This window comes from Streptomyces spinoverrucosus, assembly GCF_006539505.1.
Lineage (GTDB): Bacteria > Actinomycetota > Actinomycetes > Streptomycetales > Streptomycetaceae > Streptomyces > Streptomyces spinoverrucosus.
Genome location: NZ_BJND01000078.1, coordinates 23,961 through 39,001 on the forward strand (window position 1 = coordinate 23,961; position 15,041 = coordinate 39,001).

Sequence of the window (15,041 nt, forward strand, 5' to 3'; positions counted from 1 at the left end):
ACGGGTCAGGCCCACCGGGCTAGGCAGACCCACCCACCGGCTCAGTACTGCGTCTGCAGATGCTCCCAAAACCCGTCCCGCAGCGCCCGCCGCAGATCCGCCTGCCCGCGCAGCGAATACTGCAGCAGCCCCTCCGCCTCCACCAGCAGATCCTGGTCCACCGACCCCGGCAGATACGGATGTCCGGGCAGCAGCTCCACCAGCGAATCCCGCCCCCGCGCCGCCAGCCACTTCGCCGCGATCTGGGCGCCGACGAAGCGGACGTCCTCGCGGGCGGGCCGGGCGGCCGCGGTGGGCTCGTAGACGGCGGCCGTGCGCCGGGAGACGTACGGCTTGAAGAAGTCGAGGTCGAGGGTGCGCTGGCTGTCGACCTCCCACAGCAGCGGCTCTGCCTGGTTGCGGCCCTCGGGTGCCTCGATGCCCCACAGGTGGACCCGCGCCCCGTACCCCTGCGCCGCCTCGACCGCCGACACCAGGTCCTCGTCGCCGCCGAGCAGTGCCGCGTCGCTGATGGCGCGGTGCCGGGCGAGGGACTCCAGGTCGGTGCGGATGAGTGAGTCGACGCCCTTCTGCTGGTTGTTGGCGTTGAGGTTGCCCAGGCGCACCTTGACGTCGGGCAGTTCGGCGATGGACTGCTGCTCGGTGGTGTGGATGCGGCGCCGGGCGCCGTCGTACCAGTAGACCCGCAGCAGCCGGCTGTCCGCGAAGATCTGGCGGGCCTTGTCGATGAGCGCCTCGATCAGCCCCTCGGCGTCGAGGTCGAAGGCGCGCCGGTCCTCGGTCCCGGCGACCAACCGGCCCGCGGCCGCGTAGAGATACCCCGCGTCGACGAAGATCGCATGGGTCGAGGGCGTCTTCGCCACCTCGGCGAGCATGCGCGCGAGCAGCTCGTTCGTGCGGTCGATGCGGGCGGCCAGGGCCGCGAGGTCGTCGTTCATCATCTCTATTGTCCCGTCGGTCACGCTGCGAACACAACCGGTCCCGGTTAGTCTCAGAGAGACGTGCTTACCCAGTAGTAATTAGACGTTCGAAAAATTTCTTTAGCGTAGGGAATGTTTGTAACAAGCAGGCCGTTGCATACGTATGTAACCGGAGGCACCCCCGCCTTCCGGCCATCCCAGTAGTTCTCCTCAGGAGGATGACCAGACGAAGGGAGAAGCCATGCGCTTCGAAATCATGCGACTCGACGACGTGGACGGCACGCCCGTGGACACGACCGTCGTGGACGCCGCCTCCGTCAACCGGATCGTGCAGCAGGCCGCCGCCATCGGACAGCGACTGTGGATCCGCCCGGCCGAGACCAGGGCCTCGTAACGCGGATCCCGCATCGAAGCTTCAGGGCCCCGTACGGACACGCCGTACGGGGCCCTGCTGTATGCCCGCAGGGCGTGTATGCCCGCAGGGGACTCAGCTGCCCTGGATCACCTGCGTGACCCCGTTGATGATCTGCTGCACGGCGATCGCGGACAGCATCATGCCCGCGAGCCGCGTCACCAGGACCACACCGCCGTCCTTGATGACCCGGATGATCAGCAGCGAGTACCGCATGACCAGCCACAGCACCACATGAATGGCGAGGATCGCGGTCCAGACCGACACCTGGAGGCCGACGCTGTCCGCCTTCTGCACGGCGAGGATGACCGACACGATCGCGCCCGGCCCGGCCAGCAGCGGCATGCCGAGCGGTACGAGGGCGACGTTGACGTCCTTGGTCTGCTTGGGCTCGTCGGTCTTGCCGGTGAGCAGGTCGAGCGCGATGAGCAGGAGCAGCAGCCCGCCGGCGATCATCAGCGCCGGCACGGAGACGTGCAGGTAGTTGAGGATCTGATGCCCCAGCACCCCGAACACGGTGATCACGCCACCGGCGACACAGACGGCCTGGAAGGCCATCCGCCGCTGCACCTTGGCGGGCCGCCCCGCGGTCAGGGCGAGGAAGATCGGGGTGATCCCAGGGGGATCCATGATGACAAAAAGGGTGAGGAAGAGAGAGCCGAAGACGGCGAGGTCGAACATGACGGAAGTACTGGCCTTGCGCTGAGATGAAACCTGGGACGAGGGGCGTGAGGGTCGTGCGCTCAGGCTCCGCCGGTCCCCGGCACCGGGAACGCGCCCGTCGCCCGCCGGGTGATCTCCCCGTACACCTCGGGGTCGGTCGTGTACTCGCCGAGCGCGACCGTCTTGCGGCTGCCGTGGTAGTCGCTGGACCCGGTGACCAGCAGCCCCAGCTCCTTGGCCAGCCCGCGCAGCCGCGCCCGGGTGTCCAGGTCGTGGTCCATGTGGTCGACCTCGATGCCGTCGAGCCCGGCGGCGGCCATCTCGACGATCGCCGACTCCGGCACCGTACGCCCCCGCTTGGCGGCCCCCGGATGCGCGAACACGGCGACGCCGCCCGCACCCTTGATCAGCCGGATCGCCTCGAACGGATCGGTCTCGTGCTTCTCCACGTAGGCCCGCCCGCCGTCGGCCAGCCAGTCCGGTGTGAAGGCATCGCCGACACTCGGTACGACACCCAGCTCGACCAGCGCGGACGCCACATGCGGCCGCCCCACCGACCCGTCTCCGGCGATCCGCAGGACCTGCTCCCAGGTGACCGGCACGCCCAGCTCGTTCAGCTTGGCGATCATCCCCCTGGCCCGCGGCACCCGGTCGTCCCGCACCAGCTCCCGCTCGGCGAGCAGCGCTGGCTCCTCGGCGTCGAAGAGGTAGGCCAGCATGTGCATGCTGATGCCGTCGATACGACAGGACAGCTCGGCCCCGGTGACCAGCGTGAGCCCCTCGGGCAGCGCCTCGATCGCCTCGGCGTGGCCCCGGGTGGTGTCGTGATCGGTGAGAGCGATGACGTCCAGCCCGGCAGCGGCGGCGTTCCGCACCAGCTCAGTGGGCGTGTCCGTCCCGTCGGAGGCAGTGGAGTGGGTGTGCAGATCTATTCGCACGACGCAGACTCCAGCGGTGACGGGACGGAAAGGACGTCCCAAGGATAAACGAGCGACCCGTGCACGCCGGTAAGAGCCTTCACGCCGGCAAGGGACGCGGGCGCCCTACGGCTCAAGCAAGCGCGGCGAGAGCGCACCGCACGGCACCAGCTCCACCTCCGCCCCCGCTTCCCGCACATCCGTCAGCACCAGCTCGTCGTACATCAGCAGCCCCGACTGCTCGGGCCACACCACGGCCCACAGCCACAACCCCATGGCCTCCCCGGCGAACACCGCCCGATCGGTCGGCGCCCCGGAGACAAGCCACAGCGGCGTGGGCCGCCCCGCGGCGAGGACCTTCACCTGGGGCGGCTTCTCGACGTTCATGTACGGTCCCGGGTCCGGCCCGTCGATCCCGGCGTACCGGGCGCCGAGGCCGACGCCGAGTTCCTCGGCGACCAGGATCAGTTCACCTATGCCGCCGAGCGGCCCGGGCCCCGAGCAGGCCACCGCGGTGGCACGGCCACCGCTGCGATCGTCACCGGCACAGGCCACACCCGTGAACAGCCAGCCGACCGGCAGGGGCCACGGCATCCACACCGGTACCTGTGTGCGCGCCACCACGACGCTGAGGGCCTCGACGCTGGGCGGGATCACGGGCTGCAGCGGATGCACGGTGCCGTGCACATCGCACTGCCAGGAATCGGCGAAGAGTCCGGGAGCCCTGACCCGGCCACCACACTTCGGGCAACTGGGTTCGCCCCTCATAGGGCCCCACGGTCCTACCCCTGCTGCGCCACGTCAAGGACGATCACCCGTCCGGGGGGAACCGGCATCGCAAACCATTAGATGTAGCTTGCATTAATTAGCTAACCTAATTTATTGTGTGCATACGCCAACCATTTCCCACCGTCAGCAAGGGAGCCCACGCATGCACAGCAGCACGGGAGTCCTACGGCAACCGAAGGCGGTCTGGGCCACCGCCGGCGCCTCCGTCGTCGCCTTCATGGGCATCGGGCTCGTCGACCCGATCCTGCCGTCCATCGCCCAGGGTCTGGACGCCACGGCCAGCCAGGTCTCGCTGCTCTTCACCTCGTACTTCCTGATCACCGCGATCGCGATGCTGCTCACCGGCTTCGTCTCCAGCCGCATCGGCGGCCGTAGGACGCTGCTGCTCGGGCTCGCCCTCGTCGTGGTGTTCGCCGGCCTGTCCGGCACCTCCGGCTCGGTCGGTGAACTCGTCGGGTTCCGCGCGGGCTGGGGGCTGGGCAACGCGCTGTTCGTCTCCACGGCCCTCGCGGTCATCGTCGGCGCGGCGGCGGGCGGCAGCGCTGCGGCGATCCTGCTGTACGAGTCCGCGCTCGGCCTCGGGATGGCGTGCGGGCCACTGCTGGGCGCGCTGCTGGGGGACGCCAGCTGGCGCTACCCGTTCTTCGGCACCGCGTTCCTGATGGCGGTCGGGTTCCTGTGCATCACGGCGTTCCTGAAGGAGCAGCCGAGGCCCGCGCGCCGGACCTCGCTGCTGGACCCGCTCAAGGCGCTCGGCCACGGCGGTCTCGCCTCGGCGGCGGTATCGGCGTTCTTCTACAACTACACGTTCTTCACCGTGCTGGCCTTCACGCCGTTCGTGCTGAACATGACCCCGTACCGGTCGGGTGCGGTGTTCTTCGCCTGGGGTGTGCTGCTCGCCGTCTTCTCGGTCGTCGTCGCCCCGCGGATGCAGGCGCGGTTCGGCTCGCTGAAGGTGCTCGGCGGCTCGCTGGTGCTGCTCGCGCTCGACGTACTCGTCCTCGGCTACGGCGACCACGCGACGGCCGTCGTCTGCACCGTTCTTTCCGGTGCCTTCATCGGCGTGAACAACACCGTCTACACCGAACTGGCGCTCGGCGTGTCGGACGCGCCGCGGCCGGTGGCCAGCGCGGGCTACAACTTCGTGCGGTGGTTCGCGGCGGCGGCCGCGCCCTACCTCGCGCCGAAGATCGAGGAGTGGACCGACCTTCACGTCCCGTTCTTGGTGGCGGCGGTCACGGCGGTGCTGGGCGCGGCCGTGGTCGTCGTACGGCGGAAGGCGCTGACGGCGCAGGCGGAGGAGCTGGAAGTGCGGCACGCCACGGAGGACGGGGTGGGCGTCTTCGCCAACTGACCGTTTCCGGACGGATTTTGGTGAGCTTCCTCACGCCCGCTACGCCCGGTGCTCCCGGTCGTCAGTCCAGCGGGACCGACTTGCGAGCCGGGTCGCGCAGGTCCGTTCCGTTGGTCAGCCAGCGCTCCTGGAGGGCCTGGGCGCCGTGGACGCGCTTCCAGGCGGCCTCGTTCGGGGTCATGGGGAGCAGCGGCAGGAAGCGGACGGGGTCGAGGGGCGGGTCCAGTTCCAGATCCTCGACCAGGCCGCCCGGCTCGGCGACCAGGACGGAAGTGAACGGGGCGCCGGGCCACAGCGGTTCGCCGACGTCCAGGGAGGCGCCGGGGGCCACGACCACGCCCTCGACCTGCGGGGACGCGGCGAGGACGGCGAGCGGACGGAGCGCCTTGTCGGTGTCGGCGAGCCCGGACCGTACGGAGAGCACCAGCTCGGCGCGCGGGCCCTTCACGGGGTCGGCGAGGACCGCGGTGGGGTCCGTCATGGGCTGGGCGGACATGCCGAGGGTGGCGTAACGGACGATGTCCCCCTCCTGGAAACGCAGCACCTCGATGCGCTCGGTACCGAGGAAGGTGACCGCGGCGCGCGCGTCCGGTTCGCCGAGCGCGGAGCGCAACCTGGCCTCGACCAGTGGGAGAACATCAGCCATGCGGTGAGCATAGAACTCGTCAGGACCGGGCAAAGCAGCGCCTTGACACTTAGGTCTGCTGATACTCTTGGCCGGTGGTTCGGGGCAGCACGCAGAAGCGTCGCGATCAAGTCCCGACGCCGACGACACTCCCTTACGAGGGACCGGCCGGAGGAGGTGGGGCTGCAATGGACCGAAGTCGACCGTGCAGTACCACCCGCTCTTCCGGCCGCTGATGTTGCTCTGGCTCTAGCCTGCCGCCACCTCTCGCATGCGCATCTCCCGCGTGTTCGACGGAAGAGCATTCCGTTCCGTTTTGCCTCTGCTTGATCTGTATGACCTGCATCAGCAGCTGAATCAGCAGCGAAGCTCGCCACCGCAACGGTGCGGTGCTCCCCGCTTTGTGGACGTGCCAAACATCCGCAAGTCAGGACGTCCCCATTCCGGGCAGTTCCACCCGTCGCCCGCGGCCTTACGCTGCTCGCCCGCGAAGGAGCCTGCCATGTCGATGATCCGTGACCTCCGTGCCGCGGTCCGCCCGTCGCGTCCCGCACTGCGCAAGGACACCGGCGCGTACGACACCACCCGCGACCCCCAGACCAGCACTGCCGTCGTCGACTGCGCCATCTACCGCGACGGCGCCCGCGTCGAGACCGCGAGCCCCCTCACCCCGCACGAGGCGATGCGCCGGGTGCGGCGCGACGGGGGCTTCGTGTGGATCGGGCTGCACGAGCCCACCGAGGCCGAATTCGCCGGTATCGCCACGGAGTTCGGGCTGCACCCGCTGGCGGTCGAGGACGCCGTCCAGGCACACCAGCGGCCGAAGCTGGAGCGCTACGACGACTCGCTGTTCACCGTCTTCAAGACCATCCACTACGTCGAGCACGACGAACTCACCGCGAACAGCCAGGTCGTCGAGACCGGCGAGGTGATGTGCTTCACCGGCCGGGACTTCTTCATCACCGTCCGGCACGGCGGGCAGGGCTCGCTGCGGGCGCTCAGGCACCGGCTGCAGGACGACCCCGAGCTGCTCGCCAAGGGCCCCTCGGCGGTGCTGCACGCCATCGCCGACCACGTCGTCGACGGGTACATCGCGGTCGCCGACGCGGTGCAGGACGACATCGACGAGGTGGAGACCGAGGTGTTCTCGCCGGGGCGGAAGGGCGCGCCGCGGGGTACCGACGCCGGGCGGATCTACCAGCTCAAGCGTGAGGTCATGGAGTTCCGGCGGGCGGTGCAGCCGCTGATGCGGCCGCTGCAGCTGCTGAGCGAGCGGCCGATGCGGCTGATCGACCCCGACATCCAGAAGTACTTCCGGGACGTCGCCGACCACCTCGCCCGGGTGCAGGAGCAGGTCACCGGCTTCGACGAGCTGCTCAACTCCATCCTCCAGGCCAACCTCGCGCAGGCGTCCGTCGCGCAGAACGAGGACATGCGCAAGATCACGTCCTGGGCCGCCATCATCGCCGTACCGACGATGGTGTGTGGCGTGTACGGGATGAACTTCGACTACATGCCCGAGCTGCGCTGGAAGTTCGGCTACCCGATGGTGCTCGGCATCACGGCGATGATCTGCTTCGGCATCCACCGGACACTGAAGCGCAACGGCTGGCTGTGAGCGGTCTCGCTACGCTGCTTGCATGACTAGCGAGCTGCTCGACCAGGCCCTCGTCGAGGAGGCCACGAAGAAGTCCGGGCTCATCTGGGTGCGGGGTGCCGGGGCGCCGGCCGCGCGTGCGCTGTGGCATGTGTGGCACGAGGGTGCGGCCTGCGTGGTCGGCGACGGGCCGGGCGAGCAGCCGCTGCCGGGGCTGACCGACGGCGGCGCGGCCGAGGTGACCGTCCGCAGCAAGGACAAGGGCGGGCGGCTGGTCGCCTGGACGGCGCGGGTGGTTCAGCTGCCGGCCGGCTCCGAGCAGTGGGAGGCGACCGTGGCCGAGCTGAAGGGCAAGCGGCTCAACGCCACCGACGGCGAGGCGATGCCCGAGCGGTGGGCCCGCGAGTGCCGGGTGCTGCGCCTGGAGCCGACCGGCACGACCTCACCGCTGCCGGACGGCTCGCTGGCCGAGGCGCCGCTGCCGACACCGGCGACGACACGTGAGCCGATCCCCGCGGGGCTGCCGCGCCTGCTCTTCAAGAACAAGAAGAAGAGCAGGCGCAAGTAGGGCAGGGGACTACGACGTCGGCAGCTGCTGGCCGTAGTCCACCGTCTTGTCCTTCGCGGGCTGCTCCAAGGGGAAGTCCTTGCCCCAGTCCGAGAAGGTCAGCGTGCCCGCGCCGCCCGCGCGGACCAGACGCAGGGGGTACGGCTTGCCCTCCAGGGAGACATCCAGAGTGCCGCCGGCGCCCTTGTCGCCGGTGATGCGGATGGTGCGCACGCCCGACTCCTCGTGGCGGCCGTCCGTCGCCAGGGTGCCGTGCAGGGTCAGCAGGCTGTCGAAGAGGACGTCCTTGTCGGTGAAGCCGCTGAACCGCTTGTACGAGGGGTCCCCCTTCGGCACCTTGACGTACTTGCCGTCGAGCTTGTCGGCCGCGGCCGTGTCCCCGTCGTCGTGCCCGTCGTGCCAGAACTCCGCGTCGGCCATGAGGAACAGCTCCTCACCGACCCGCAGCAGCTGGAAGGTCGCCCCCTGCGCACTGACCGACCCGGTGCCACCGTCCGACTTCAGGCGCATGTCCAGCTTGTACGTGCTCCCGCCCGCGACGACCGTCCCCGCCAGCCGTACCGCCTGCGCGGACTCGGCCGCCGTACGCGTCGTGGCCTGGATCTTGTCGGCGGGCAGTTTGCCGACCCCGTTCGTGCCCGCGTCCGGGTCCTCGCTGCTACACCCGGTCAGCCCCGTCCCCGCCACAACCAGTGCGCACAACGCGCTCACCCATGTGGTCCGGCGCGTACGGCCCTGGCGCATCGCAGTCACAGATGGTGCTGCCTTTCTGACGTCGGTCCTCCAGCGGCGTACCGCAGCGTACCGGTGCGTCGAGCGGCCGGCGGAGCCAGTCCGTCCGGACCGCTCACCAGGGCGGATCCGATCGGGACGGGCTAGCCTGAAGCCCATCCGAGTGAGCAATTCCGCGCAAGCGGAGCAAACGAAACGTACGGCAGGAAAAGGAGGCGCAGCCATGGTCGCGGGCGCCCCCCGGATCTTCGTCTCGCATCTCTCCGGCATCGCCGTCTTCGACCCGAACGGCGACCAGGTGGGCCGCGTGCGCGATCTGGTCGTCATGCTGCGGGTCGGCAGCAAGCCGCCGCGGCTGCTCGGGCTGGTCGTCGAACTCACCACCCGCCGCCGCATCTTCCTGCCCATGACCCGGGTCACCGGCATCGAGTCCGGACAGGTCATCACCACCGGCGTGCTCAACGTCCGCCGCTTCGAACAGCGCCCCACCGAGCGGCTGGCCTTCGGCGAACTGCTCGACCGGCGCGTCACGCTCATGGAGACCGGCGAGGAGGTCACCGTCCTCGACCTGTCGGTGCAGCAGTTGCCGGCCCGCCGCGACTGGGAGATCGACCGCGTCTTCGTCCGCAAGGGCAAGAAGGGCGGCGCCTTCCGGCGGGCCAAGGGCGAGACGCTGACCGTGGAGTGGTCCGCCGTCACCGGCTTCTCCCTGGAGGAGCAGGGTCAGGGCGCCGAAAGTCTGCTCGCCACGTTCGAGCAGCTGCGCCCCGCGGACCTGGCGAACGTCCTGCACCACCTCTCGCCCAAGCGGCGCGCCGAGGTCGCCGCCGCCCTCGACGACGACCGGCTCGCCGACGTCCTGGAGGAGCTGCCGGAGGACGACCAGGTGGAGATCCTCGGCAAGCTCAAGGAGGAGCGCGCCGCGGACGTGCTGGAGGCGATGGACCCGGACGACGCCGCCGACCTGCTCTCCGAGCTGCCGGAGGAGGAGAAGGAGCGGCTGCTGAGCCTGATGAAGCCCGACGACGCGGCCGACATGCGGCGCCTGATGGCGTACGAGGAGCGCACCGCGGGCGGTCTGATGACCACCGAGCCGATCGTGCTGCGGCCCGACGCCACCGTCGCCGACGCCCTCGCCCGGGTCCGCAACGCCGACCTCTCCCCCGCCCTCGCCGCCCAGGTGTACGTCTGCCGCCCGCCGGACGAGACACCGACCGGCAAGTACCTCGGCACCGTCCACTTCCAGCGGCTGCTGCGCGACCCGCCGTACACCCTGGTCAGCTCGATCCTGGACGCCGACCTGCAACCCCTGGCCCCGGACGCGGCACTGCCCCTCGTCGCCGGGTTCTTCGCGACGTACGACATGGTCGCGGCGCCCGTCGTCGACGAGTCCGGGTCGCTGCTGGGCGCGGTGACCGTGGACGACGTACTGGACCACATGCTGCCCGAGGACTGGCGGGAGAGCGAGTTCGAGCTCGAGGAGGGCGAGGGGGTGGCCGCCCATGGCTCCTGAGCGCGAGGTGGTACGGCGCGAGCCGTGGCGCGAGACCGGCCGGGAGCGCGTGCCCGCCGGGGCCACGGCGACCACGCGCCCGCGCGCCCGGCTCGACCAGCCACGTCCTCGCCGGCCCCGGATCCTGCCCGAGTGGGACCCGGAGGCCTTCGGAAAGCTGTCGGAGCGCATCGCCCGCTTCATCGGCACCGGGCGGTTCCTGGTCTGGATGACGGTGATCGTCATCCTCTGGGTCGCCTGGAACACGCTCATGCCACGGGTGGTGCGGTTCGACGAGTACCCGTTCATCTTCCTGACCCTGGCGCTGTCCCTGCAGGCCTCCTACGCCGCCCCGCTGATCCTGCTCGCCCAGAACCGGCAGGACGACCGCGCCCGGGTCGACCTCGAACAGGACCGCAAGCAGAACGAGCGGTCGATCGCGGACACCGAGTACCTGACCCGGGAGATCGCCGCCCTGCGCATCGGGCTCGGCGAGGTCGCGACCCGGGACTGGCTCCGCTCCGAGTTGCACGACATGGTCAAGGAACTCCAGGACGGGCACCCCAACGGTCACCGTGTATTCCCGGCAGATCGGTCAGGGGCGCGTGACGTAGACGACCACTGACGGGCTTTCCGAGGGATGCGTGCGGCGCCGTACCATCGTCCTTATGGCTACGGAAGACGCGGTGCGCGAAGCACTGGCGACGGTGAACGACCCCGAGATCAACCGGCCCATCACCGAGCTCGGGATGGTCAAGTCGGTTCAGATCGGTGCGGACGGTGCGGTCGCGGTCACCGTGTACCTGACGGTCTCGGGCTGCCCGATGCGCGAGACGATCACGCAGCGCGTGACCGAGGCGGTCTCCCGGGTCGACGGCGTTACCCGCGTCGACGTCACGCTCGACGTGATGAGCGACGCGCAGCGCAAGGAGCTGGCGGCGGCCCTGCGCGGCGGCCAGGCCGAGCGCGAGGTCCCCTTCGCCAAGCCCGGCTCGCTGACGCGCGTGTACGCGGTCGCGTCCGGCAAGGGCGGCGTCGGCAAGTCGTCGGTCACGGTGAACCTGGCGGCGGCGATGGCGGCCGACGGCCTGAAGGTCGGTGTCGTCGACGCCGACATCTACGGCCACAGCGTGCCGCGCATGCTGGGCGCCGACGGGCGGCCCACCCAGGTCGAGAACATGATCATGCCGCCGTCCGCGAACGGTGTGAAGGTCATCTCCATCGGCATGTTCACCCCGGGCAACACCCCGGTGGTCTGGCGCGGCCCGATGCTCCACCGGGCTCTGCAGCAGTTCCTGGCGGACGTGTACTGGGGCGACCTGGACATCCTGCTGCTCGACCTGCCCCCGGGCACGGGCGACATCGCGATCTCCGTCGCCCAGTTGGTCCCGAACGCCGAGATCCTGGTCGTGACGACCCCGCAGCAGGCGGCGGCCGAGGTGGCCGAGCGGGCCGGTTCCATCGCCGTACAGACCCACCAGAAGATCGTCGGCGTGGTCGAGAACATGTCCGGCCTGCCCTGCCCGCACTGCGGCGAGATGGTCGACGTCTTCGGCACGGGCGGCGGCCAGGTGGTCGCCGACGGCCTGACCAGGACCACGGGTACGAACGTCCCGGTCCTCGGCAACATCCCCATCGACGTCCGCCTCCGCGAGGGCGGCGACGAGGGCAAGCCGGTGGTCCTGACCGACCCGGACTCCCCGGCGGGCGCGGCCCTGCGATCCATTGCTGGGAAGCTCGGGGGACGGCAGCGGGGCCTTGCGGGCCTGTCGCTGGGAATCACGCCGCGCAACAAGTTCTGACAGGCGTACGGGTGACGCCCTCAGGGGCGCGGGGAACTGCGCGAACAACCACACACGACCCGCAGCCGCCGAACACCCTGTAGCCCTACGGCGAAGGGGCGCCGAAACCCAACGGCGCCCCTTTTCTCACGAGTGCTCGGCCTACGCGTACTCGGCGATGTCCTTGATCATCGCAAACCCCAGCCCGTACGCACTCATCCCCCGCCCATACGCCCCCAGGTGAACCCCCTCCTGCGTGGACCCCGCGAGCACCCACCCGAACTCGGACTCCCGGTAGTGGAAGGGCGTCGGCACACCGTCGACGGGAAGCGACAACGTCGACCAGTCCGCACCGGCGAGATCGTCCGCGAGGACCCACGCCGTCTCCGTCTGCTGCTCCAGCCAGTCGTCCCGCAGACTGTGGTCCATCTGCCCGGGCCAGGTGAAGGACAGCAGCCCCACCCCCGCGAGCCAGGCCGCCGAGGAGACCGATGTCGCCTCCAGCAGCCCCGTACCGTCGGCACTGCGCCGCACGGGATTCGCGGCGACGGTCACCACGACCGCGAACCGCTCCCGCTCCTCGGCGACCCCTTCGGCACGCACCGAGGGCTCGTCACCGTGTCCGATCGAACCGTGCTCCACGGCTCCGTCGGCCGTCATACCCACCTGCATCAGCCAGCGCGGGCCCGTGAACGCCTCGTCAAGGCCGTACCACGGGAAGGGCGCACGCAGGTAGCCGTCGACCGCCGTACGCCGGGCGGAGGGGACCTGCTGCCCACCCTCCGCGGCCGGCGCCTGCGCGACTGCCCGACTCGTCGTCTCCATTGCCCGGACGCCTCCTCGCTCTCGTCGGAACGGACGGCCCGCCCCCCTTCGGGCGTACTCGTCCGGTCCGCACAACAACTCGGCAGCATATCCACACCGCTGCGGGCAGCCGGGAATACGCCCGGCGCGTGGGTCGCAGGGACGTCGCGTTCGTGCCGTGGGGGGCGCGTGAAGGCTGTGACGCACCGCACTCGCGTCCAACGAGGTGGCGCGGGTGATGGGCGGGTGTCGCGCCGGTGTCAGGTGGCGTCGGCGTCGAAGGGCGGGCGGTCGTCGGGCTTCTTCATCGTGTCGACGGACTTCTTCGTCATGTCGACGCGGGCGCCCGAGGAGCCGGAGGCGGCGGACGGCTCCGGGTCGCGGCTGTGGACCGCGTCCGTGACCTCGGCCATCTCCTTCTTCAGGTCGAAGCCGTTACGGATCTCCTTCAGCCCCAGGTCGTCGTTGTCCAGCTGCTTGCGGATGAACGTCTTGGGGTTGAGGTCCTCGAACTCGAAGTCCTTGAACTCCGGGCCGAGTTCCTGCCGGATGTCCTGCTTGGCGCTCTCCGAGAACTCACGGATCTTCCGGACGGTGCGCATCACGTCCTGGATGACCTTCGGGAGCTTGTCCGGACCGAACACGAGCACGGCGAGGATGACGAGCGTCACCAGCTCCAGCGGTCCTATGTCATTGAACACCTGAAAGCTCCTTGTGTGTCCCGGGCCGGGTCCACGGTACCCGTCGATCCTGTCCGATCGGTACCGTCCCGTGCCCCCCACGTGTGGGTAAGTGAGCGTTTTTCCCGCTGTTTGCCTTGTGGGCCGGGGTTTGCTGCCCTGTCTGTGAGATTTGTGTGAGTTCGAGATCTGTGTGAGTTCCAGATCTGTGTGAGTTCGCTCAGTCGCCGTCCGAGGAGCCGAGCACCAGCGAGATCGTCCGTTCCTCGCCGTCCCGCTGGAGGGTCAGCTCCAGCCGGTCGCCGGGGCGGTGGGCGCGGGTCTTGACGATCAGTTCCGAACCGGAGTGGATCCGCTGGCCGTCGACCTCGGTGATGATGTCGCCCGGCTCGATCCCGGCCTTGTCGCCGGGGCCGCCCGGGGTGACCGGGGCGTCGCCGTCGCTGCCCTTGGTGCCGACGCGGGCGCCGTCGCCGGTGTAGTTCATGTCGAGGGTGACGCCGATGACCGGGTGGGTCGCCTTGCCAGTGTTGATCAGTTCCTCGGCGACGCGTTTGCCCTGGTTGATCGGGATGGCGAAGCCGAGACCTATGGAACCGGACTGGCCGCCGCCCAGGTCGCTGCCGTCGCTGGCGGAACGGATCGCGGAGTTGATGCCGACCACACGGGCCTGGGCGTCGAGCAGGGGGCCGCCGGAGTTGCCCGGGTTGATGGGGGCGTCGGTCTGCAGGGCGTCGACGTAGGAGATGTCGCTGGCGTCACCGCTCTCGCCGCCCGCCGTGATGGGGCGCTCCTTGGCGCTGATGATGCCGGAGGTGACCGTCCCGGCCAGGTCGAAGGGGGCGCCGATGGCGACGACCGGGTCGCCGACCTGGACGTTGTCGGAGTTGCCGAGGGGCAGCGGCTTGAGGCCGCTGACGCCGCGGACACGGACGACCGCGAGGTCGTAGCCGCCGTCCCGGCCGACGACCTCGGCCTTCGCCGTCTCGCCGCTGTGGAAGGTGACCGTTATGTCGCCGTCCGCGCCGGCGGGCTCCACGACGTGGTTGTTGGTGAGGATGTGGCCCCGGCCGTCGAGCACGAAGCCCGTGCCGGTGCCTGCCTCGCCGGAGCCGCTGACGTGCAGGGTGACCACGCTGGGCAGGGCCCGCGCGGCGATCCCGGCCACGCTGTCGGCGTCCCGCCCTGCGGCCTCCTGCCCGGCCTGCGGCAACTCCACCTGCTCGACCCCGCCGTTGCGCTCCAGATACGCGCCGACGACACCACCGACGCCGCCGGACACAAGGGCGACGAGCACGGTACCGACGACCAGTATCTTCTTGGCCCGCTTACGACGCTGCTGCTCGGTGGGTATCGCGGCACCGGTCTGCTGAAGCGGGGCGGCAGCGACTGCGGCGCCGGGGGTGGGGTTTGGGGCGGCCCAGGGGTCGTAGCGGTGCCAGGGGTTGGGGGAGGCGGGGGCGTCTGGTGAGGCTGGCGACGGTGGGGTGTCGGTGGTGGGGGGTGGCGCGGGCATGCCGGTTACGGGGGGCGGGGTGGGGGCTGGTACGGCTTGGGTGGGGGTCGGTACGGCCTGCGCCTGGGCCGGTACGGCTGGTGCGGGGGTCGGTGCGGCTGGGGCGGGAGCTGGTACGGCCGGTCCGGAGCCTGGTACCGCGGGCGCGGGCATGCCGGTTACGGGGGGCGGGGTGGGGGCTGGTACGGCTT

At 70.1% G+C, this 15,041-nt stretch carries 16 protein-coding genes; 7 read left to right on the forward strand and 9 right to left on the reverse strand.

Translation table 11 applies throughout. The features are described from left to right. Nucleotides 1-41: 41 nt before the first annotated feature. Entirely contained in the window at nucleotides 42-938 is an 897-nt protein-coding gene (locus SSP24_RS36640) for an NYN domain-containing protein (protein ID WP_167529810.1), read from the reverse strand. A gap of 223 nt (nucleotides 939-1,161) precedes the next feature. Between SSP24_RS36640 and SSP24_RS36645 the strand changes: the two genes are divergently transcribed. Next, nucleotides 1,162-1,314 carry a DUF8834 family protein gene (locus SSP24_RS36645; protein WP_141314592.1) on the forward strand — a complete coding sequence of 51 codons (153 nt, stop codon included), beginning with the start codon at nucleotides 1,162-1,164 and terminating at the stop codon, nucleotides 1,312-1,314. Between the two features lie 93 nt (nucleotides 1,315-1,407). On the opposite strand, the gene SSP24_RS36650 is transcribed toward SSP24_RS36645, so the two are convergent. From SSP24_RS36650 to SSP24_RS36660, 3 genes are all read right to left on the reverse strand, one after another. Continuing rightward, nucleotides 1,408-2,013: a MarC family protein gene (locus SSP24_RS36650; protein ID WP_141314594.1), complete on the reverse strand. Its 606-nt coding sequence runs from the start codon at nucleotides 2,011-2,013 to the stop codon at nucleotides 1,408-1,410. A 62-nt stretch (nucleotides 2,014-2,075) separates the two neighbouring features. After that, a complete protein-coding gene (locus SSP24_RS36655) occupies nucleotides 2,076-2,933 on the reverse strand; it encodes a PHP domain-containing protein (RefSeq protein WP_141314595.1) in 858 nt (285 codons plus the stop codon). A 105-nt stretch (nucleotides 2,934-3,038) separates the two neighbouring features. Next, the gene (locus SSP24_RS36660; protein WP_141314597.1) at nucleotides 3,039-3,680 is read right to left on the reverse strand and encodes a DUF6758 family protein; all 642 of its coding nucleotides are present in this window, start codon (nucleotides 3,678-3,680) and stop codon (nucleotides 3,039-3,041) included. A 163-nt stretch (nucleotides 3,681-3,843) separates the two neighbouring features. Here SSP24_RS36660 and SSP24_RS36665 point away from each other — a divergent pair, with 163 nt between their 5' ends. Then, nucleotides 3,844-5,055, forward strand: a complete 1,212-nt coding sequence (locus tag SSP24_RS36665; RefSeq protein WP_141314599.1) for an MFS transporter — start codon at nucleotides 3,844-3,846, stop codon at nucleotides 5,053-5,055. Between the two features lie 61 nt (nucleotides 5,056-5,116). On the opposite strand, the gene SSP24_RS36670 is transcribed toward SSP24_RS36665, so the two are convergent. After that, a complete protein-coding gene (locus SSP24_RS36670) occupies nucleotides 5,117-5,701 on the reverse strand; it encodes a suppressor of fused domain protein (RefSeq protein ID WP_141314602.1) in 585 nt (194 codons plus the stop codon). Nucleotides 5,702-6,182: 481 nt separating this feature from the next. On the opposite strand from SSP24_RS36670, the gene SSP24_RS36675 reads away from it, so the two are divergent. Both SSP24_RS36675 and SSP24_RS36680 read left to right on the forward strand, forming a co-directional pair. Beyond that, entirely contained in the window at nucleotides 6,183-7,298 is a 1,116-nt protein-coding gene (locus tag SSP24_RS36675) for a magnesium and cobalt transport protein CorA (RefSeq protein ID WP_141314604.1), read from the forward strand. Nucleotides 7,299-7,320: 22 nt separating this feature from the next. Continuing rightward, nucleotides 7,321-7,845 carry a hypothetical protein gene (locus tag SSP24_RS36680; protein WP_141314606.1) on the forward strand — a complete coding sequence of 175 codons (525 nt, stop codon included), beginning with the start codon at nucleotides 7,321-7,323 and terminating at the stop codon, nucleotides 7,843-7,845. A gap of 9 nt (nucleotides 7,846-7,854) precedes the next feature. On the opposite strand, the gene SSP24_RS36685 is transcribed toward SSP24_RS36680, so the two are convergent. Next, nucleotides 7,855-8,589 carry a LolA-like protein gene (locus SSP24_RS36685; protein ID WP_141314622.1) on the reverse strand — a complete coding sequence of 245 codons (735 nt, stop codon included), beginning with the start codon at nucleotides 8,587-8,589 and terminating at the stop codon, nucleotides 7,855-7,857. Nucleotides 8,590-8,800: 211 nt separating this feature from the next. Here SSP24_RS36685 and SSP24_RS36690 point away from each other — a divergent pair, with 211 nt between their 5' ends. The 3 genes from SSP24_RS36690 to SSP24_RS36700 are packed head-to-tail and all read left to right on the forward strand — an operon-like array spanning nucleotide 8,801 to nucleotide 11,871. Continuing rightward, on the forward strand, nucleotides 8,801-10,090 hold the full coding sequence (locus SSP24_RS36690) for a magnesium transporter MgtE N-terminal domain-containing protein (RefSeq protein ID WP_141314608.1): 1,290 nt from the start codon (nucleotides 8,801-8,803) through the stop codon (nucleotides 10,088-10,090). Then, complete coding sequence (locus SSP24_RS36695) at nucleotides 10,080-10,694, forward strand: DUF1003 domain-containing protein (RefSeq protein WP_141314610.1); 615 nt, start codon at nucleotides 10,080-10,082, stop codon at nucleotides 10,692-10,694. The genes SSP24_RS36690 and SSP24_RS36695 overlap by 11 nt, the downstream gene beginning before the upstream one ends. Before the next feature lie 43 nt (nucleotides 10,695-10,737). Then, entirely contained in the window at nucleotides 10,738-11,871 is a 1,134-nt protein-coding gene (locus SSP24_RS36700; protein WP_141314612.1) for an Mrp/NBP35 family ATP-binding protein, read from the forward strand. A gap of 141 nt (nucleotides 11,872-12,012) precedes the next feature. Here the strand turns inward: SSP24_RS36700 and SSP24_RS36705 are convergent, their stop codons facing one another. The 3 genes from SSP24_RS36705 to SSP24_RS36715 all read right to left on the reverse strand — a co-directional run. Continuing rightward, the gene (locus SSP24_RS36705; RefSeq protein ID WP_141314614.1) at nucleotides 12,013-12,675 is read right to left on the reverse strand and encodes a hypothetical protein; all 663 of its coding nucleotides are present in this window, start codon (nucleotides 12,673-12,675) and stop codon (nucleotides 12,013-12,015) included. A 239-nt stretch (nucleotides 12,676-12,914) separates the two neighbouring features. Further along, a complete protein-coding gene (locus tag SSP24_RS36710) occupies nucleotides 12,915-13,355 on the reverse strand; it encodes a sec-independent translocase (protein ID WP_141314616.1) in 441 nt (146 codons plus the stop codon). A gap of 199 nt (nucleotides 13,356-13,554) precedes the next feature. Then, the coding region (locus SSP24_RS36715) for a S1C family serine protease (protein ID WP_244951806.1) at nucleotides 13,555-15,041 on the reverse strand (1,487 nt) is incomplete at its 5' end.